Raw genomic sequence first — 17,683 nt, 5'->3', positions numbered from 1 at the left:
ATGGCCGTTCTGCACGCGTGGCGGGCCGCCCGCGTCACCCCGCTCGGCGAGCTGCACGCCCCGCCCCGAATGACGGCCGTCCTGGTCCGGCTGACCGTCCAGGTGGTCCTGGTCGCGTCCCTGTGGGGCGGCCTGTACGCGCACGCCGGCGCCACCGCCGGCATGACCCGCGAGCAGGCCATCACCTACGCCGTGCTGGCCGTACTCGCCTCCCGGCTGCGGGAGCTGGACCAGTACGCGGGCCGGGACACAGTCCTGCAGCACATGCACTTCGGCACCATCGTCTACTGGTATCTGCGTCCGCTGCCGCCCGCCCGCTACCACGCGCTGCGCGCGCTCGGCGAGCAGGTCTACGGGGCCGCGTGGGCGCTCGCCGGATATGCGGTGTGTCTCGCGGCCGGGGTGATCGAGCCGCCCGGGTCGGCGGCCGTGGCCGGGGTGTTCGTGGTCAGCCTGCTGCTCGGCCAGTTGGTCCTCTACTTCGTGATGCTGCTCCTGGACCAGCTGTGCTTCTGGACCATCCGCAACTCCTCCGCGATGCTCATCCTGCTCTTCGCGCAGAACCTGCTGTCCGGGGTGTACGCGCCGCTGTGGTTCTTCCCCGGCTGGTTCCGCACCATGAGCACCTTCCTGCCCTTCCAGGCGACGCTCAGCGTGCCCCTGTCGCTGTACGTGGGCCGGATCCAACTGGCCGACGCGGGCGGGCAGTTGGCGATCCAGGCCGTCTGGGTCGTCCTGCTCTTCTTCCTCACCCGGTTCCTGTGGCGGCGGGCCGCCCACCGGGTCATCTCCCAGGGAGGCTGATGCCTATGAATGCCGTCCGGATCGCCTGGCGCATCACCCGCCTGAACATTCGCGCCCAGATGGAGTACCGCATCGAGTTCCTGCTGAACATCGCGATCGGCGCGATCTGGCAGGTGTCGGTGATCGTGTTCGCGACCGTGCTGCTGACCCGGTTCACCGGGATGGGCGGCTGGGACAGCTCGGAGGTGCTGCTGATCCCGGCGACACGGATGCTGGCACACGGGTTGTTCGTGCTGTGCCTGGGCCGCGTGCACCAGCTGGGCCGGTTCATCCAGGAAGGGAAGATCGACATCTATCTGCTGCGGCCGTTGCCGGTCCACCGGCAGGTGCAGCTGGAGTTCTTCCCCACCAACGCCTTCGGTGACCTGACGGTCGCCGTCGGCCTGACGGTCGGCGCCCTGTCCCGCAGCCACCTCGACTGGACGGCGGGACGGATCACGTATCTCATCGCCTGTGTGCTGGGCGCCATGCTGCTGGAGGCCGCCCTGTTCACGGCGGTTGCGTGCGCCGCGCTCCGCTTCCCGGCCGCCGACTACTGGGGCCGCTGGCTGGAGGAGCTGCTCGGCACCTTCGGCAGCTACCCGCTGAACGTGCTGCCCAAGGCGGTGGGCGGCTTCCTCACCTTCGGCCTCCCGCTCGCATTCGTCGCCTATTTCCCGGCCGCGGTACTCACGGGGCACGGCCACGACACGGGCGTCCCGTACTGGCTGGCGGCGGCCTCCCCGCTGCTGGGAGTGCTCGCGTACCTCGTCGCGCGGCTCCTGTGGCGCTGGAGCCTCAACCACTACACGGGGGTGAACGGATGACGGCCATCGCGACGTCATCCGCCGACTTACGAGCCCGCCTCGCGGTACGTCTCGTGTTCGTCGTCCTCGGTGGTACGCAAGGCGGCTGGATGGCCCGGATCCCGGCGATCCGGGACCAGGTCGGCGTGGACACGGCCTGCTGGGGGCTGCTGAGCAGTTCCTCGGCGGCCGGTGACCTGGTCGCGATCGTCCTGATCACCGTCCTGATCGGGCGGGTGAGCACGCGGCTGCTCGCCCTGGCGGCCGCGTCCGTCGTCCTGGTGAACGCGCCCGTGCTGGCCGGGGCTTCATCCGTGCCGGCCGTGGTGCTGGGCCTGACGGTGTGGGGAGTCGGGGCGACCTTCCTGGCGACGCCGGTCAACGCGCTCGCGGTCGCGGTCGAGCGCGCCCACGGCCGCCCCTTGATGTCCGGCTTCCACGCCTGCTACAGCGTGGGCGTACTGGCGGGCGGCACGCTGGGCACGCTCGCCGCGGCCGCGGACATCGCACCGGGCGTCCAGATGGCGGGCAGCAGTGGTGTCCTCGGAGCGCTGCTCCTGCTGCTGGGCGCCCGGCTGCCACAGGACGCGGCGGTGCAGAAGGAACAACGTCAGCCGCTTCGGAACCGGTTCACTCCCCAGCTGGTCCTGCTCGCCGGTATCGCCTTCCTCGGCTCCTTCGTCGAGGGGGCCGCATCCCAGTGGAGTTCCGTGTACACGGCCGACTACCTGGACGAGGGGGCGGCGCTGGGCGCGGCGACGTACACGTCCTTCTCGGTCGCGATCCTCGCGGGACGACTCCTGGGCGACCGTTTCACGGCCCGGCTGGGTCGGCGGGGCTTCCTGCGCGTCTCGTTGCTGACGGTGGCCGCGGGCGGGACGGTGGCGGTCGTACACCCCGGCGTGTGGCTCGCCGTCAGCGGCTTCGTCCTCGTCGGCCTGGGCATCGCGTGCGTGCTCCCGGCGGCGATCGCCCTGGCCGGCCGGCAACCGGACGTCCCGGCCGGCGAGGGCGTGTCGGTGATCACCATCGGCCAGTGGCCCGGCTTTCTGCTGGCGGGCCCGGCCGTCGGCCTGCTGGCGGGGGCCGCCGGCCTGCGGGGGGCGCTGGCGGCGCTGATCGTGTCGGGTGTCTGCGCGGCCGTGCTCGTGAGGTGGGTGGCGATGCCCGGCGACGCCTGAGCCGCCGCATCCGCATGCCGATACGACGGTCAGCCGCTGCGCCCCGACCGCCGTATCGGCGTGAACAGGGCGGCGACCGCGACCAGTACGCAGCAGCCGCCCGCCACCACCCCCACCGCGGCCGTGCCCTGCCGTTCCGCCGACCAGGTGAGGACGGCCGCACCGATCGGGGCCGCGGAGTAGTGGAGGGTCCAGAACGCGGAGGTGACACGGCCGAGCAGGGGCTCGGGGGTGAGCTCCTGACGCAGGGACATGGAGCAGGTGCCCGCGACGGCGATGCAGGCCAGGAAGGCCGCGCCCAGGGCAGCCACCACGCGTACGTCCGGCGCCCGGCCCAGGCCGGCGAAGGCCAGGCCGCACACCGCGACCGCGCCCGTCCAGGTCCGCCCGAAGCCGAGCCGGCGGCGGATCCGGGCGACCAGCAGAGAACCGGTGATGGTGCCGAGCGCGCCGCAGGCCATGACGGTGCCGACCGTGCCGTCGTCGTGGCCGAGGTCGTGCTTGAGGTGGTAGATGACCAGGTCGGTCAGGCCGAGGGTGAGGAAGCTGAAGACGAAGAGCAGGGCGGTGAGGGAGCGCAGGACGGGGTGGCCGTAGAGGAAGGACACCCCCGTGCGCAGGTCCCGCCAGAGGCCGGTGCGCTCGGCCGGGCGGTCGTCGACGGGGCGGGCGCGGAAGCGTACGAGGAACATGCAGGCCGCCGACACCCCGAAGCTCGCCGCGTCCACGCCGACGGCGGCGGCCGGCCCGGTCCAGGCGGCCACGAGTCCCGCGCCCAGCGGTCCCAGCACCCCGGCTGCGGCGGCCGTGGCGTTCAGGCGGCCGTTGGCCTCCGTCAGCCGGTCGCCGCCGACCAGGCTCCGGACGACGGTGACGTAGCCGACGGCGAAGAACGTGCCGACGGCCTCGCACAGCGGCAGGACCGCGTACAGCAGCCACAACTGGGGCCCGAACAGCCATACGACGGGGATCAGTCCGTACAGCACCATCCGTACGAGGTCGCAGGCGATGAGGAGTCTGCGGCGGTCGGCACGGTCCACCACGACCCCGGCGAACACCGCCGCGAGCACGGCGGCGGCCGAGCCCACCGCCGTCAGCAGACCCATGCGGGCGACCGACCCGGTGGCCCGGAGGACCAGCAGGGGCAGCGCGATCAGGGCGAAGGAGTCGCCGAGGACGGACAGGGTCTGGGCGGTCCAGAAGATGCCGAAGTCCCGCTGCTGCCAGAGGGGTTGAACGGCTGGGGGTGCGGTGTCCGATGTGCTGCTTCCGGGCTCGCGGCTGTCGGAGGCTCCCGAACGCCTGAGCCACGCTCGGCCGACGTTCACGCGGTGACCAGGTCGTCCCAGTGGTCGGCGAGCGCGGGAATGGGCTGCGGGACGGGGCCGAGGCCTCCGTCGTACGGCGCCTCGAGCTCGTCGACCGCGTGCTTGACGGCCCGTTCGGAGACGGCCGGCGGCAGGGGAGGAAGCGTGTAGCGGACGCCCGGGCCGTCGCAGGTGTGGGGGGTGGTGTCGGCATGGTGCGCCACGGGTGTGTAGCTGGTCCAGCCGAGGCTGTTGAGGCGGTGGATCTGGTCGGCCCAGTGCTGGGCGTCACGCATGTCACCGCAGCGCAGATGGAGCAGATACAGGCACAGGGCGGCGGTGACATTGCCGGAGCCTGCGGTGTAGCGCCACCAGAACTGGGCGCCCTCCTCCTGGTCGGCGAGGTACAGCAGACAGGCGAAGGTGAGAGCGCCGTCGGGGTCGCGGTCGGTGTCGAAGGCGGTGATGCGGCGAGCGGCACCGTGGTCGTGGACGGTGCCGCGGCACAGCAGGCGCAGATCGTGCGCCGCCTGTTCGTGCAGGGCGGCCGGGAGCGGGTTGGCCCCGGCGGTGTGGCCGCAGTGCGCGGCGGTGTTGAGGAACCGCATCCAGCGCAGCTCGTGCAGGTCGCGGGCAAGGTCGTGCCGGGCGGCTTCCAGGTCGGCGTAGCTGTACTCGCCCCGGAAGACGCAGGAACGGCGCAGGGCCTCCTCGATGCTGCGCGGGGTGCGGTTCACGGGTGGGTCACTCCTTCTCGTCGTCGGCGGTGTCCGCAGCGGTGCCGGGGGTGTTCTCGGTCCGGTACCCCATGGCGGTCGCGAGCCGGTGGATCGCGGTGCGCCGGGTGGACCGGACGGTGGCCTCACGGATGCCCATGATCAGCGCCGTGTCCTTGGTGTCGAACTCGAGCACGTCACGCAGCAGGATCACGTCGAACTGGCGCTCGCTCAGCCGTGACATCTGCCGGAACAGGCCGAGCCCCTCCTCGAGTTCGGCGATCTCCTCTCCGTACTCGGCCTGGAAGGCGCTGCGGAAGGCACCGAGCAGGGGCGCGCTGGCCGCGCGGATGGCCCGCCCGAAGGCAAGGGTCTCGGTCGTGGCGGGGCTGCGGCCCTGGGCGGTGAGTTCGCCGTGGACGCGCTGCTTGAACAGCGCCCAGGCGTAGGCGCCGGGATTCTCCATGGCCTCCAGGCGGGGCCAGATCGTGGCCAGGTACAGGAAGGTGCGGTTGACCAACCGACGGGCTGCGAGGGCGTTGCCGCCGAGGTGGATGCGGCTGTACTCGAAGCACGCGCGGTCGTAGCGGGCGTGGAAGTCCCAGAACTCGGGCGGCATGACGAAGTCGGAACTGCGCGTCGTGCGTCCTGCGGGATCGGGTTGCGGGCTGGTCATCGGTGGCCTCCTTCGGTCCAGGAGGCCGGGGCGGGGGTTGTCGGAGCGGGGGGAGGCTGCTGTTCGCTCAGGGCGAGGGCCCCGACGCGGACTCCGGCGCCGAGCAGACGCCGCACTAAGAACCACACGTCGGGCGCGTACGAGCGCGCCACGGCGGCGAAGGCCAGCACGAGGCTGACTACGTCGTAGTTCACAGTGACTGTTTTCCTTCTCTTTCAGACAGTGCCGTTACCGCCCGGTCCCCCGCACTGGACGGGCCTGGCACCTAGAGCCTCGTTGCTCTGGGAAACAGATAAGCGGACGCGACCCGGAAAACGTGCAGTCCTTCGAACAGATCTTTCTAACGGAGGGTAGCTTTCCGCTGACTGTTGGGCAGGGGCGAATTCACAGGCGCGCACCGCCATGGCACGCCAGCCCTCGCGCCTCATGCGCCACCCCTGCCGAACTGCGCATCCACCGAAAGCGAAGAACTTCGAACGCCGTTTGCGCGAACGTGACTTGGTACGTCCCCCAACTGATGTGCCGTAGCTCACATTCACATATGCGGGGCGGCACTCGCCGCACAGGATGGGGCCATGTACACGCCCTTCGACAACCCCACACCCCGTCAGGTCAAGCCCGGCGAGTACCCCGCGCTGGACGAGGCCCTCGCCCTGGTCAACCGGGACGTTGCCGCGACCCTGCCGGATCAGGGGCCGCTCCGGCTGATGGCCCTGCCGCACTGGGAAGAGGGCGCACCGGAGAACGTGTACGTCACCCTTCCCAACGGGGAGTGGTGGGGCAACGAGCTCTGGTCAGGCTCCCCCGACTCCCCCCGCGAGGAACCCCCCACCGCCCTCGCCGCCCTCGCCGCCGTCGCGGAGGCGGCGCAGGACACCGTCACCGAGTGCCTGTGGCAGGCCTGGCCGGTGTGCACCGTGCACGACCTCGGGATGCATCTGGGCGAGGCGGAGGGGCGGCCCGTGTGGCGCTGCGCCGGAGCCGGCCGGGACCCACAGCACGTACGGGCGTCGGTCGGAGAGCTCGACACCGTCCACAGCGGGCGGTGATCACGCCAACTCCTCGCGGAACCCCTGGCGCCACGACGGGTACCGCGGTTCCCAGCCCAGTTCCCGCCTCGCCTTGGCGTTGGAGAAGCCGCGGCCCTCGGTCATCATCCCGACCAGCATCTCGCCGGCCAGCAGCCGCGCCAGCCACGCCGGGAGCCGCCGCGGCGGTTTGGCACCGGCACACTGCGCGAGATACGGCAGCCACTCATGGACCGGCGCCGGCTCGTCGTCGACGATGTTGAAGACACCCCTGGCCTTCTGCTCCACGGCCAGGACGGTCGCGCTCGCCGCGTCGTCGAGATGCACCCACGAGGTGTAGCCGGTGCCGCCCCCGACGAGCGGGAACATCCGCTTGCGCACCATGCCGACCTGGTCGTCGTTGGCGCCCGGCCCGTAGAACGCGCCGTAGCGCAGGGCCGCGCCGCCGGCCCCGACCACGGCGTTCTCGAGGTGGCTGATCGCCTTGGTCCCCTCCACCACCTGCAGCGGCTCCTCCTCGGTCTTGATCCAGCCGCCCTCGCGGTTCCCGTTGAAGCTGGCGTGGCTCTGCGCGACGACGTGGGAGACGCCGGTGGCCTCGGCAGCGGCCAGCAGATGGTCGATCCCCTCGGTGCGGAGCCGGTTGGTGGTGGCGAAGAACCGCTCGGCCTTCCTCATGTCGGGCCTGCCGGCGTGCCCCTCGGAAAGGCCCGTCATCTGGTGCACGATCACGTCCGGCCGGGCCCCGGCCACCGTCTGGCCGACCGACACCGCGTCGAGCCCGTCCATCACGACCCCTTCGGCGCCAAGCTGCCTCAGCAGGTCCAGCTTGGCCGGACTCGTCGTCGTGGCCGTCACCTGATGCCCCCGGGCCACCAACTGCCCCACCAGCCGCCGCCCGAGGACCCCGCTCCCGCCTGCCACGAACACCCGCATGACCATCACCTTCCTGATCCCGAAGCCTGTCTTCAGCCTGTCTTCGAGACCTGGGACGAGACAGCCCGCCCGCCTGTGACACGGGAGGTAAATTCGGTCGCCAAGAACTAGCTGGGCATACTAGCTTTCTTCCTAGGGACCCTAGGGAGGAGTTCCGGGAATCATCAGACTTCGGAGGTCATCCATGGTCAGAGCCGGCCTGACCCCCGCCCGCATCGTCGCGGCGGCAGCCGACCTCGCCGACGAGGTCGGGTTCGAGAACGTCACCCTGTCCGCCCTGGCCCGCCACTTCGGCGTGAAGGACGCGAGCCTCTACTCGCACGTCAGGAACCTCGACGACCTCCGCACGCGCCTCGCACTGTTCGCGGGCGCCGAGTTGATCGACCGAATCGCCGTCGCGGTCGCGGGACGTGCCGGCAAGGACGCGCTGGCCGCATTCGCCGGCGCCTACCGGCAGTACGCGCTGGAGCGGCCCGGGCGGTACGCCGCCACTCAGATCCGTATGGACCAGGCCCTGATCGCCGCCTCCCCCGACTTCCGCCGCACCGCCGAGATCACCTACGGCATGCTCCGCGCCTACGGCCTCGAGGAGCCCGATCTCACCGATGCCGTACGCCTGTTGCGCAGCACCTTCCACGGCTACTGCGCTCTGGAGGCCACCGGCGGCTTCGGCGCCGCACGCGATGTGCAGAAGTCCTGGGACAAGGCCGTCGACGCCCTGCACATCACGCTCGAACACTGGCCACGGGAAGGAACGCACACCGATGACTGACCTCCATTACGACGTACGGGGCAGCGGGCCCCTCCTGCTGATCGTCCCCGGCGGCGCCGGGCACCCCATGGGGTTCGGCCCGCTGACGGACGCGCTCGCCCACCGGTTCACGGTCGTGACGTACGACCCGCTCGGCCTCGCGCACGGACGGCTCGGAGAGCCGGTGGCCGATCAGCGGGTCGAGGAGTGGAGCGACGGGGCGTCCCGGGTGCTCGAAAAGGTGCTTCCCGAGGGCGAGTCGGCGTATGTCCTGGGAACCAGCTCCGGTGGAATCGCGGTGCTCGACCTGCTGGCCAGGCATCCGCAGCGGCTGCGGCACGTCGTCGCACACGAGCCGCCGTGCGTGAGGGTGCTGCCCGACGGGGCACGGCAGCAGGCCATGTTCCGGGAGGTGTACGACACTTATCGCGCCGCCGGGCTGCAGGCGGCCGCCGTCCGGCTGGGAGCCGGGCTGGCCGGGCAGGAGCCGGAGGAGAGCCCGTCGGGTCAACCCCTGCCCGCTGACGAGGAGTTGAGCAATCCCATGGCCCTCTTCCTCGTCCATGTCCTACGGCAGTTCTCCTCCTACGCGCCCGACACGAAGGCCCTGGCCGCCTCCTCCGACCGCCTCACCCTCGCCGCGGGCTCCGACTCCCGCGGTCAACTCCTCCACCGCACCGCCCGGTTCCTCTCCGAGCACAGCGGCAGCCGCTTCGTCGAGTTCCCCGGCGGGCATGTCGGGGTGGCCGAGCATCCTCTCGCGTTCGCCGAGCTGCTCGGCGAGACGCTGCTCGGAGGTGGCGGCACACCTGTCCCGCTGACCACTTAGACTGGAAGCTTCGGGAGAGGGAGCGTGCCTTGTCTCAACAGCAGCTGGGACGCGGTCCCTTGAGATCGGACGGCACCGCACCGGAACCCGGCGGGCCGAGCGAGGCCGCACGGTTCGTCGGCTGGCTGGGGAGCCTCGGCTGCGCTGCCGCCGGGTATGCCGTGTTCCAGTTCCTGTTCGGGGTGCTGCCCGGCTCCCTCGGCGGGGAGGCCGCCAAATACCTGGTCTCAGGGGTCAGCGGGATCGGCACCGGCGTGGCCGCCTGGCTCGCGGCGGCACTGCTCCGGGCCCGGGCCGCGGCAGGACCCTCCCGGCCCGCCGTCACAGCCCCCGTCGCCGCGGAGCCCTCCGGGCCGGGCCCGCTCCCCCAGGTCTTCGGCGCCGCGTACGGAACGCTCGTCGACAAGGTGTGCATGGTCGACGACCCGGCCCGCGGCCGGCTCACCGGCTGGTCGCACTCCCTCGGCGAGAGCAGCCCACCCCGCCCCACCTCCGTCGGCACCGCGTACGGCCTGCACATCATGCTCGACTTCGGCGTGCCCGACGGACGGCTGCGCACCGGGGATCTCGTGGACACGCTGTGGCGGCTGCGGCTGCCCCACGGGGGCTGGTCCGCACGGTCGCAGGGCTCGGAGGCACGGCCCGAGGTCACGGCGCTGGTGCTGGGTGCGCTGGCCCGGGCGGGGGCGTCCGGCGAGCGGCTGGCGGAGGAGGTGGGCCGCTGCACGGCCGGCTTCACCCGCGAACTCGACCGCGCCGGGCGGGAGTCGACCCACGTCGTGACGACCGTGCTGCGCGGACTGCTGCGCGCCGCGCCCGGTTCCGCCGTCCTGCCCGTGCTGCGCGAGGCCCTGGCCGACGGCGCGATCAGCGATCCGCGCCGTGAACATCTGCGCTGCTGGAGCTACCGTCTCGACCCGCCGTACGGCATGCCCTCCGCACTGCACACGGCGCAGGCGGTGGTGGCCCTCGACCGGGCCGCCCGGGTGCTGGACGAACCCGAGGGCGCGGGCGCCCGCTCCGCCCGCGAGGACGGCGTCCGCTGGCTGCTGGCCTGCACCGGCGCGGGCCACACCCGCTGCCCGGACCTGCGGAACCTGCGCGAGGAGGTGCGCCGCCCCCGCTCCGACGACCCCGAGCGCCACGAGGTGCTGAACGTACGGCACTTCACCGCCTCCTGGGTGCTGCGCGCCCTGATGACGCCGGGCGCCCGCGAGGTCGCGGCGCAGGACGGGCTGGAGGAGGCGTGGCGGGAGCGGCTGGACGGTGCGGCGGCGGCCGTGTGGGCAGGCCAGACGGACGGCATCTGGTCCTGGGGCCGCACCGACAGCAGTGAGCTGCGCCATCCCATGTGGATGACCTATCAGGGTCTTTCGGCGCTGCGGGCACATGCCGTATGGATGTATCGACCGGAAGAATGAACCGGAAGCAGTGACCCGAGAGCAGTCAACCCGGAGGTATGTGTGCATGGGCGGTCGGCAGGTTCTGGCGGCGCGACGACTGCTGGCCGGGACGCTGGACGGTGAACTGCCCGAGCACGAACGGGTCGCCGCCGCCCGCTGGGTCGTCGCCGAACTCGGCTCACCCGAGCGGCTGTTGGAGCTGATCGCCGAGCTGGCCTCCGGCGAGGGCGATCCGGAAGGGTGCGCCCGGCTCTCGTACCGGCACGTCCTCGGCTTCGACAAGCTGCTGCTGATCGACGGCGGACCGAAGCACATGCTGCGCGCCCACCTGTGGCACCCCGGCGCCGGCGCGATCGGCAAGGAGGACATCCACAACCACCGTTCCCCGCTCGCCTCTTACGTCGTGCGCGGGCGGCTCGCCATGGAGTTGTACGACGTCGAGGGCGGCGGCAGGGGCGGGATCCCGGCCGCCCGGTACGAGGAGTCGCTGAAGGAGGGTTCGGCGGACTGGCTGCTGGAGCCGGCCGGTCCGGCGCGGCTGCGGCTGACGCATGTGGGGCAGTACGCGGCGGGCAGCGCATACGCCCTGCCGGCGCACACCCTGCACCGCGCCTGGTGCGACACGGACGTACCCACGGTGACGCTGTTCCTGGAGACGGGGAGCGGACGGCGGCAGCACACCGATGTGTTCACCGCGGCGGGCCCGCATCCGGGCGCCGTACCGAAGGTGTCGCTGGAGACGGACGACTATCTGGCAGCGCTGGACGGACTCGCCGAGCTGCTCAGGAGCTCATGAGTTCATGAAGGCCTGGTCGACGATGTCGAGGTTGTACTCGTCGATCTCGACCGTGGTCAGCTCGGAGCGCGCGAGCCAGGCATAGGACTGGTCGGCCCGAGGCAGGGTGATCTGCTCGCTCAACGGCCTGACGAGGAAGTTCTCCTGCCAGTTCTTGATCTCGTGACCTCGGTACTCGCTGACGAAGGACGACTCGCCGACCTTGCGGACGACCTCCCCGAGGAGCCCCGTCTCCTCCTTCAGCTCCCGCAGCGCGCCGTCCCGGGCGCTCTCGTCCGGATCGAGTTTGCCGCAGGGGACGCCCCACACCCGGGGCAGGAACTTCTCCGTCTCACTGCGGCGGACCAGGAGCACCCGGCCCTCGTCGTCCATGACGACGGCAGCCGCCAGTCGCTTGTCGCCGGGGATGTCCATGTCCATGGTTCCTCGGTCCCTCGCCGGAGATGAGTCCAAAGGGTCTGATACCCACGAAAGTCTCCACTCTACCAAGGACTCACCGCCGAGCGCTGTGAGCCGGGTCATGAGAGGTCGCCGAGCGAGTCGGCGTAGTACGTCGATCCCTTGAGGTGCAGGGCGAGTTCGCGAAAGCTCCAGCCCTTGCCGGGTGAGTGGTCGAGCTGGTCGTCGGTGAGGGCGTCGAGGCGGTTCGCCCAGATGCGGGCGAGGCGGGTGAGGCGGCTGCGGGCCTCGTCGAGGTCCTCCGCGGTGAAGGGGGCGAGGTCCGCTTCGGTCGTCACGGCGGACGCGTGCCAGTGATCCGGCTCCGGCTCCTCGCCCGCCAACCGGGCCTCCAGCTCGGCGAGGTGGTCGACGAGATGGTCGGCGACTCGGCGGATCGCCTTGTGCGGGGTGTGGACGCGGTCGTCGACGTGGGCGGGCTTGCCGTCCCAGTTCGTCCAGGTGGCGGCCAGTTCGAGGACGTGGTCGACCATGCCGGTGACGGCCCGTGCGGGTGTTTCCTGCGGGGTTTCGCTCATACCGGCAGGTTAGGAGCGCATCGTTTCGGTGCCCGCCGAAGTGTGCGGTTCCGAAGACGGTCCGGACGGGCGGAAGACGGTCTGGACGCGTGAACGGGTGAAAACGGGCTGCTCCATGAGGGGTGTTGCGCGCGGCTGTCGCCCACCGTACGCACGCCGCTCCCGATCATCTCGGCGTCGGCGCTCGGCCGACTCTGAGACGAGGAGGGCCCGATGTCGGATCGGATGGTTTCCCGGAGGCGGTCGGTCCGGCGGCGCGCCAAGTGGGCTGCGGTCTGTGTGGGGTTCGCCCTGACGCTGGCCGTGGGGCAGCAGGGCGAGGCGTCCGCGTCCGGCAACTCCGCGCCTCCGGAGCCACCGCGGAACATCCTCTCCCTCCCGCTGGCGGCCGCCGGGGGGCTCCTCAACCCCGAGGCGTCGCCGTCCGGGGCCAACGACTGGAACTGCAAGCCGACGCGTGAGCATCCGCGCCCGGTCGTCCTCCTCCACGGAACCTGGGCGAACGCCTATCTCAACTGGGGCATGATGGCCCCGTACCTGAAGCAGCTGGGCTACTGCGTCTTCGCCGTCAATTACGGCGGCACACCGGGCAATCCGATCAAGGCCACCGCGCACATCCCGGTGTCCGCGCAGCAGATCGCGGTCTACGTCGACCGCGTGCTCAAGGCCACCGGCGCCCACCAGGTCGACCTCGTCGGCCACTCCCAGGGCGGCGGGCTGACACCCCGCTGGTACCTGCGGTTCGACGGCGGCACCAACGTCGCGCACCCCAAGCAGAACAAGGTGCACAGCCTCATCGGGCTGGCCCCGTCCAACCACGGCACCACCGCCATGGGTCTCGGCACGCTGACAACGAAGCTGGGTCTCAACAAGCCGGTGTCGCTGGTGCTGGGCGAGGCCTACGAGGACCAGATGGTCGGCTCCCAGGTGAACACCACGCTGGACCGGGGCGGGGACACTCAGCCAGGGGTCTCCTACACCGTCATCTCCACCAGGTTCGACGAGGTCGTCACCCCCTACACACACCAGTTCCTGACCCCGGGACCGGGCGCGACCGTCAAGAACATCCTGATCCAGAACGTCTGCCCCCAGGACCTCTCCGAGCACGTCTCGATCGCGTACGACGCCAACGCCGCCCAGCTCGTGCGCAACGCCCTCGATCCCGCCCACGCCCAGCCCGTCAGCTGCGGTCTGTCCCTGCCCGTGCTCGGCGGCTGACCCCGACGACGACCTCCGTGCCCGCCGCCCCGGAAAACCGGGGCGGCAACCCTTTCGCCGGCCCGCGGCGACACGGGGACATGACTTCAGCAAGACGTGCGACAACGCACCGCCGGGTCCGGGCCGCCCGTAAGCCCGTCGCCGCCGGACTCGCCGCGACCGCCGCGCTCGTCGGTGCCACGCGCCGGTCACACCGTCGTATGCGACGGCACTCAACGGCGCGTCCCCGACCTCGAAGACGCTGAGGATCGCCCGGCTGACTCCCTGACGGACGCAGGTCCGTGAGGGCGAAGAACGGGTGTCCGCCGAAGTGGTCCGGGCAGGTGAGGCTGTCCGGCCACCACTGCCACACACCCATGGGCAGACAGGCCGGCACGTTGTCGCAGGGCTTGGCGAGGACGAGGCAGGACACGGCCTTGCTCCCGGCCTGGCACTGGACGACGTCCGGCGGCAACCGGCGGGCCCGGGCGGCGCGCGGGGTTCAGCCCTGCGCGCCGCCACCCGTCGTGAGCTCGTCCCTCCCCCTCGTCACGGGGTCTCACCCTGCGGGGCGGGACTCCTCCACGACGATCTCGGCTCCGGGGCCGCCGAGCGACACCCGCACCTCGGGCCCCTCGCTCCACCGCACCGTCAACTCCCCCGCTCCGTCGGCCCGTACGCTCACCATCTCTTCCAGCGGCACGGGACCCTCCACACCGGTGAGCCTCACCAGCGCGACGAACAGGCTGTCCTCCTCGCCGCAGACCCCGGTGAGCTCGTCGGAGAGTCCGACGGCGGGCGACAGTTCGGCCCGCAGCCCCTCTGCCGCCGCCCATCCGGTCACCCGCACCGCCGTCCCCGGCTCGGCACCGGTCACGAGATGAGCCCGCACCTCCAGGGCCCCGCGCGCCAGCACGACACTCGTCACCCGCGCGCCCCCGCCCGCCGTGTGCCGGGACGCCACCCACCCGTCGCCCACGCCCAGCGGCTCGATGTCCGTGCGGCTCGGATCGTCGCCGACGATCACGCTGTTGTCGTACGCCGAAGCGGGCTCCGTGACCGTCGAGTAGGCGAGGCGCGTGTAGTACGGGTCGTAGCGGACGTCCTCGCTGCCGTGGTTGTGGAGGCGGACGACGCCGTCCGAACTCGTGGACTGCAGGAGCCAGTTGGGGGCCGCGATCGGGGTGAGAGCGTCGGAGCGCTCCGCCGGGCCCGGCTCCTCCGGTGCCGTCCACACCGGGTGGTCCGGCGGCAGGAGCAGGCCGAGGAAGCCCTTGCTCGCCCAGTACGGGGAGGCGGGGCCCGAATAGCCTTGCAGGACCGCCGGGTCGGGGCCGTGCCAGCCGAGGGTGAGCAGACCGCGGGAGTCCGTCGCCCCCCGCTCCAGGAAGTACTTCAGGGTCCCCGACGCCAGCCGCCGCGTCTCCCCCGGCGGCAGCGGCGTGTGTCCCGTCAGCGCGCCCAGCCACAGCGGGACCGTCGTCGCGAAGCGGTAGGTGAGCGAGCGGCCCTGGTGCATCGGGGCGCCGTCGCCGCCGAACAGACGGGCGTAGTCCTCGAGATGACGCGAGAGCCTGCTGCCGTACAGGTCGAGCAGTGCCGGGTCGTGCGCCAGCCAGGCGTGCAGCACCGGGTACAGGTGCATCGCCCAGCCGTTGTAGTAGTCGAACTTGCGGCCGTCGCCGTCGGTGTACCAGCCGTCGCCGACGTACCACGCCTCGATGCGCTCCAGGCCGCGGTCGACCGCCTTGCGGGACGCCTCTGTCTCGTAGCCGATCTCGTCGAGGAATCCGCCCACCGTCACCGGGAACAACTCCCAGTTGCAGGGCCAGGCTTCGGCGGTCAGCGCGTCCCCGAGCCAGGCGACCGCCCGCTGTCGTACGCCGTCGTCAAGGCGGTCCCACAGCAACGGGCGGGTCAGCCGCAGCGCGAGCGCGATCGATGCCGCCTCGACCAGGGGCTGGCTGCGGCTCTCGATCCGCGGCCAGACGCCCGCGACACCGGCCGCGAGCCCGTCTGCGTAGCGCTGCAGCGCGGTCTCGTCGCGGCGGAAGGCCGCGGCGAGCAGCGTACGGGCGTAGCCCTCCAGGCCGTCGGAGAGCCGGCCGGACCAGCTCGTCCGGTCGCCGGGGAGGTGGTAGAGCGCGCCGCCCTCCGCGGCGTACGGCTCGACCGCGGCGAGCAGGGCGTCCGCGGCCGCCTCCCAGTGGGCGCGGGTGTAGCCGGTGTGGGGACTGACGGTGCGGTCCTCGGCGGGCAGGTGCATCGGTTCTCTTTCAGGCGCTGCGGCGACGGACGAAGGGCGGGACCTGGGGCGCCCCGGTTCCGGTCGAGACGCCCCAGGAGTTCATCCCACCCGCACCAGACCCTCCGGTACCAGATGCTCGGCGACAAGTGCGTCGCGGACAAGTCCTGCGTACACCGTGGCGCCGTGGACGGAGGTGTGGGTGTTGTCCTTCTTCTCGTTGTAGAGATAGATCGCCTTGGAGCCCTCGACGCCCAGGGACTCCACCAGCGCCTTCGTCTTGGCCGTCAGGTCGATCAACGGCACCTTCCCGGCCGCGGCGACCGAGCGGATGACAGCAGGATGGTCCACTCCGAGGCTGTTGACCAGCAGTGCGGTGTTGTTGTTCAGAGTGCCGTCCGCGTTGAACCAGCGCCGCACGACGGGAGTCACGAGCACCGGTTCGCCGCCCTTCTCCCGTACACCTGCCACCAGTGTCTCCAAGTTGGCCCGGTACGTCGCCTCGTCGGTCGTCTCGTCGTCCTCGGCAGCGGTGGCCCGGAGACTGCGGAGATCGCGCACGAAGCCCTCATCAGGGAGTGGGGCCGTCTGTCGGCGTGGGTGGAGGAAGACGCCGTATTCCAGGCCGCTTTGCGGGAGGTGGCCCATACCTGGACCGGGACAGCCTGGTTCATCGAGGGCGACATCGCCGATTGCTTCGGCAGTCTGGACCACCAGGCCCTTCTGACGATTCTCGGCGAGAAGATCCGTGACCAGCGGTTTCTGCGGCTGGTACGGAACATGCTGACAGCCGGATATCTGGAGGACTGGAGGTGGGGAGCCACGCTCTCCGGGGCACCGCAGGGCGGAGTGGCCTCCCCGATTCTGTCCAACATTTACCTGCACAAGTTGGACGAGTTCGTAGAGACAGTACTGATTCCGGAGTACACCCGAGGGGAACGTCGGGCCCGTAACCCGGCGTATTTGGAGTTACAGAGTCTGCTGCGGACAGTCCGTCAACACGGCGACCGGCCTTTGGCTCGTGCCGTGCGTCGACGGATGACCAGTCTGCCGAGTGCGGACCCGAATGATCCGCACTACCGGAGGCTTCGTTACACCCGCTACGCGGACGATCATCTCCTTGGTTTCACCGGACCAAGAGTCGAGGCCGAGCAGATCAAGCAACGCCTGGCAGCATTCCTGCATGATGAACTCAGGCTGGAACTCTCCCGGGAGAAGACGCTGATCACTCATGCCCGTACCGGGGCAGCGAGGTTCCTCGGCTATGAGATCACGGTCCAGCACAACGACACGAAGAAGACCGGCCGTTACCGACGCGTCAACGGACAGATCGCCCTTCGTGTCCCCCGGGACGTGATCAAAGCCAAATGCGTGCCCTATCTCGCCCGTGGAAAGCCCGCGAAGCGAAAGGACCTCGTCAACAGCACCGATCACGCGATCGTTGCCACGTTCGGGGCCTTTTACCGGGGCATCGTCCAGTACTACCTGCTCGCCGGGGATGTCTCCCGGCTGCACCGTCTGCGCTGGGTCATGGAGACATCCATGCTCAAGACCCTCGCAGCAAAGCACCGCTCGACCGTGCCGAAGATGGCCGCCAAGCACAAGACCAGGATCGACACGGAACAAGGGCCCCGAGTCTGTTTCGAGGCCCATATCGAGCGGACGAACAGGAAGCCGCTGGTGGCACGGTTCGGAGGAATCCCCCTTTATCGCCAGCGGTCGGCGAAGATCGTGGACCGCCGGCCCGTCTGGGTGGACTATCCGCACAAAGAGCTGGTCACACGGCTCTTGGCGGACACCTGCGAGATCTGCGGGAGCACTGGTGATGTCACGGTGCATCACATCCGCGCCCTTGCCAACCTCGCTCATGCCAGATGGCCGCCGTCCGACTGGGCGCGCGTCATGCTCGACCGGCGCCGCAAAACGGTCGTGGCCTGCGACACCTGCCACGACCGCATCCACGAGGCACAAACGGCCAGATCATTCACGCCGTGATCACTGGAGAGCCGGATGATAGCGAAAGCGTCAAGTCCGGTTCGGCGGGAGGCCGCG

The 17,683-nt window shown here is 70.7% G+C and carries 17 protein-coding genes and 3 pseudogenes; 11 read left to right on the top strand and 9 right to left on the bottom strand.

The window, feature by feature from the left end:
- Genes IH68_RS0128070 through IH68_RS50245 form a run of 3 tightly spaced genes read left to right on the top strand, consistent with a single transcriptional unit; the run spans position 1 to position 2,770 of the window.
- On the top strand, positions 1-804 hold the full coding sequence (locus IH68_RS0128070) for an ABC transporter permease (protein WP_030940334.1): 804 nt from the start codon (positions 1-3) through the stop codon (positions 802-804).
- A gap of 5 nt (positions 805-809) precedes the next feature.
- Complete coding sequence (locus IH68_RS0128065) at positions 810-1,610, top strand: ABC transporter permease (protein WP_030940333.1); 801 nt, start codon at positions 810-812, stop codon at positions 1,608-1,610.
- A complete protein-coding gene (locus IH68_RS50245; RefSeq protein ID WP_051833764.1) occupies positions 1,607-2,770 on the top strand; it encodes an MFS transporter in 1,164 nt (387 codons plus the stop codon). Before IH68_RS0128065 ends, IH68_RS50245 begins: the two co-directional genes overlap by 4 nt.
- 29 nt (positions 2,771-2,799) lie before the next feature.
- Here IH68_RS50245 and IH68_RS0128055 read toward each other — a convergent pair whose 3' ends face one another.
- Genes IH68_RS0128055 through IH68_RS0128040 form a run of 4 tightly spaced genes read right to left on the bottom strand, consistent with a single transcriptional unit; the run spans position 2,800 to position 5,663 of the window.
- Positions 2,800-4,098, bottom strand: a complete 1,299-nt coding sequence (locus tag IH68_RS0128055) for an MFS transporter (RefSeq protein ID WP_030940331.1) — start codon at positions 4,096-4,098, stop codon at positions 2,800-2,802.
- Complete coding sequence (locus IH68_RS0128050) at positions 4,095-4,814, bottom strand: hypothetical protein (protein WP_030940330.1); 720 nt, start codon at positions 4,812-4,814, stop codon at positions 4,095-4,097. Before IH68_RS0128050 ends, IH68_RS0128055 begins: the two co-directional genes overlap by 4 nt.
- A gap of 7 nt (positions 4,815-4,821) precedes the next feature.
- Positions 4,822-5,469: a sigma-70 family RNA polymerase sigma factor gene (locus IH68_RS51895; RefSeq protein WP_051833763.1), complete on the bottom strand. Its 648-nt coding sequence runs from the start codon at positions 5,467-5,469 to the stop codon at positions 4,822-4,824.
- Positions 5,466-5,663 carry a hypothetical protein gene (locus IH68_RS0128040; RefSeq protein WP_030940327.1) on the bottom strand — a complete coding sequence of 66 codons (198 nt, stop codon included), beginning with the start codon at positions 5,661-5,663 and terminating at the stop codon, positions 5,466-5,468. Before IH68_RS0128040 ends, IH68_RS51895 begins: the two co-directional genes overlap by 4 nt.
- Positions 5,664-6,044: 381 nt before the next feature.
- Between IH68_RS0128040 and IH68_RS0128035 the strand changes: the two genes are divergently transcribed.
- Positions 6,045-6,518 carry a hypothetical protein gene (locus tag IH68_RS0128035; protein ID WP_030940316.1) on the top strand — a complete coding sequence of 158 codons (474 nt, stop codon included), beginning with the start codon at positions 6,045-6,047 and terminating at the stop codon, positions 6,516-6,518.
- Here IH68_RS0128035 and IH68_RS0128030 read toward each other — a convergent pair whose 3' ends face one another.
- Complete coding sequence (locus IH68_RS0128030) at positions 6,519-7,433, bottom strand: NAD-dependent epimerase/dehydratase family protein (RefSeq protein ID WP_030940314.1); 915 nt, start codon at positions 7,431-7,433, stop codon at positions 6,519-6,521.
- Positions 7,434-7,617: 184 nt separating this feature from the next.
- On the opposite strand from IH68_RS0128030, the gene IH68_RS0128025 reads away from it, so the two are divergent.
- From IH68_RS0128025 to IH68_RS0128010, 4 genes are read left to right on the top strand one after another with little or no spacing between them, the layout of a single operon-like run.
- Positions 7,618-8,205 (top strand): TetR/AcrR family transcriptional regulator, encoded by a 588-nt coding sequence (locus IH68_RS0128025; protein WP_030940312.1) that lies wholly within the window; start codon positions 7,618-7,620, stop codon positions 8,203-8,205.
- Positions 8,198-9,013, top strand: a complete 816-nt coding sequence (locus tag IH68_RS0128020) for an alpha/beta hydrolase (RefSeq protein ID WP_030940310.1) — start codon at positions 8,198-8,200, stop codon at positions 9,011-9,013. The genes IH68_RS0128025 and IH68_RS0128020 overlap by 8 nt, the downstream gene beginning before the upstream one ends.
- Positions 9,014-9,042: 29 nt before the next feature.
- Positions 9,043-10,434, top strand: a complete 1,392-nt coding sequence (locus tag IH68_RS0128015; RefSeq protein WP_030940308.1) for a hypothetical protein — start codon at positions 9,043-9,045, stop codon at positions 10,432-10,434.
- A 46-nt stretch (positions 10,435-10,480) separates the two neighbouring features.
- Positions 10,481-11,212 (top strand): hypothetical protein, encoded by a 732-nt coding sequence (locus tag IH68_RS0128010; RefSeq protein WP_030940305.1) that lies wholly within the window; start codon positions 10,481-10,483, stop codon positions 11,210-11,212.
- Here the strand turns inward: IH68_RS0128010 and IH68_RS0128005 are convergent.
- Positions 11,207-11,626: an NUDIX hydrolase gene (locus tag IH68_RS0128005; RefSeq protein ID WP_199931937.1), complete on the bottom strand. Its 420-nt coding sequence runs from the start codon at positions 11,624-11,626 to the stop codon at positions 11,207-11,209. The genes IH68_RS0128010 and IH68_RS0128005 overlap by 6 nt on opposite strands.
- Before the next feature lie 104 nt (positions 11,627-11,730).
- Positions 11,731-12,189 (bottom strand): hypothetical protein, encoded by a 459-nt coding sequence (locus IH68_RS0128000; RefSeq protein ID WP_030940302.1) that lies wholly within the window; start codon positions 12,187-12,189, stop codon positions 11,731-11,733.
- 213 nt (positions 12,190-12,402) lie between these two features.
- Here IH68_RS0128000 and IH68_RS0127995 point away from each other — a divergent pair, with 213 nt between their 5' ends.
- Positions 12,403-13,407: an esterase/lipase family protein gene (locus IH68_RS0127995; protein WP_030940300.1), complete on the top strand. Its 1,005-nt coding sequence runs from the start codon at positions 12,403-12,405 to the stop codon at positions 13,405-13,407.
- Between the two features lie 538 nt (positions 13,408-13,945).
- Here IH68_RS0127995 and IH68_RS0127990 read toward each other — a convergent pair.
- Both IH68_RS0127990 and IH68_RS0127985 read right to left on the bottom strand, forming a co-directional pair.
- A complete protein-coding gene (locus IH68_RS0127990) occupies positions 13,946-15,652 on the bottom strand; it encodes a DUF2264 domain-containing protein (RefSeq protein WP_030940299.1) in 1,707 nt (568 codons plus the stop codon).
- Positions 15,653-15,733: 81 nt separating this feature from the next.
- Positions 15,734-16,153, bottom strand: a pseudogene (locus tag IH68_RS0127985) (carbohydrate esterase); the annotation flags it as partial.
- A 30-nt stretch (positions 16,154-16,183) separates the two neighbouring features.
- Here IH68_RS0127985 and IH68_RS59495 point away from each other — a divergent pair.
- Positions 16,184-16,228: pseudogene (locus IH68_RS59495) on the top strand (hypothetical protein); the annotation flags it as partial.
- Between the two features lie 30 nt (positions 16,229-16,258).
- Positions 16,259-17,626: pseudogene (locus IH68_RS0127980) on the top strand (reverse transcriptase domain-containing protein); the annotation flags it as partial.
- Between the last annotated feature and the right edge of the window lie 57 nt (positions 17,627-17,683).

The organism is Streptomyces sp. NRRL S-646 (assembly GCF_000720765.1).
In the GTDB taxonomy this organism is placed as follows: Bacteria; Actinomycetota; Actinomycetes; order Streptomycetales; family Streptomycetaceae; genus Streptomyces.
This window is presented reverse-complemented; position numbering and strand designations above follow the sequence as displayed.

Excerpts from the sequence above, each read along its gene's own strand:
- IH68_RS0128025 (WP_030940312.1), top strand. The coding sequence starts at position 7,618 with ATGGTCAGAGCCGGCCTGACCCCCGCCCGCATCGTCGCGGCGGCAGCC.
- IH68_RS0127995 (WP_030940300.1), top strand. The coding sequence starts at position 12,403 with ATGTCGGATCGGATGGTTTCCCGGAGGCGGTCGGTCCGGCGGCGCGCC.
- IH68_RS0128020 (WP_030940310.1), top strand. The coding sequence starts at position 8,198 with ATGACTGACCTCCATTACGACGTACGGGGCAGCGGGCCCCTCCTGCTG.
- IH68_RS0128005 (WP_199931937.1), bottom strand. The coding sequence starts at position 11,626 with ATGGACATCCCCGGCGACAAGCGACTGGCGGCTGCCGTCGTCATGGAC.
- IH68_RS0128010 (WP_030940305.1), top strand. The coding sequence starts at position 10,481 with ATGGGCGGTCGGCAGGTTCTGGCGGCGCGACGACTGCTGGCCGGGACG.
- IH68_RS50245 (WP_051833764.1), top strand. The coding sequence starts at position 1,607 with ATGACGGCCATCGCGACGTCATCCGCCGACTTACGAGCCCGCCTCGCG.
- IH68_RS0128065 (WP_030940333.1), top strand. The coding sequence starts at position 810 with ATGAATGCCGTCCGGATCGCCTGGCGCATCACCCGCCTGAACATTCGC.
- IH68_RS0128030 (WP_030940314.1), bottom strand. The coding sequence starts at position 7,433 with ATGCGGGTGTTCGTGGCAGGCGGGAGCGGGGTCCTCGGGCGGCGGCTG.
- IH68_RS0128070 (WP_030940334.1), top strand. The coding sequence starts at position 1 with ATGGCCGTTCTGCACGCGTGGCGGGCCGCCCGCGTCACCCCGCTCGGC.
- IH68_RS0127990 (WP_030940299.1), bottom strand. The coding sequence starts at position 15,652 with ATGCACCTGCCCGCCGAGGACCGCACCGTCAGTCCCCACACCGGCTAC.
- IH68_RS0128035 (WP_030940316.1), top strand. The coding sequence starts at position 6,045 with ATGTACACGCCCTTCGACAACCCCACACCCCGTCAGGTCAAGCCCGGC.
- IH68_RS0128000 (WP_030940302.1), bottom strand. The coding sequence starts at position 12,189 with ATGAGCGAAACCCCGCAGGAAACACCCGCACGGGCCGTCACCGGCATG.
- IH68_RS51895 (WP_051833763.1), bottom strand. The coding sequence starts at position 5,469 with ATGACCAGCCCGCAACCCGATCCCGCAGGACGCACGACGCGCAGTTCC.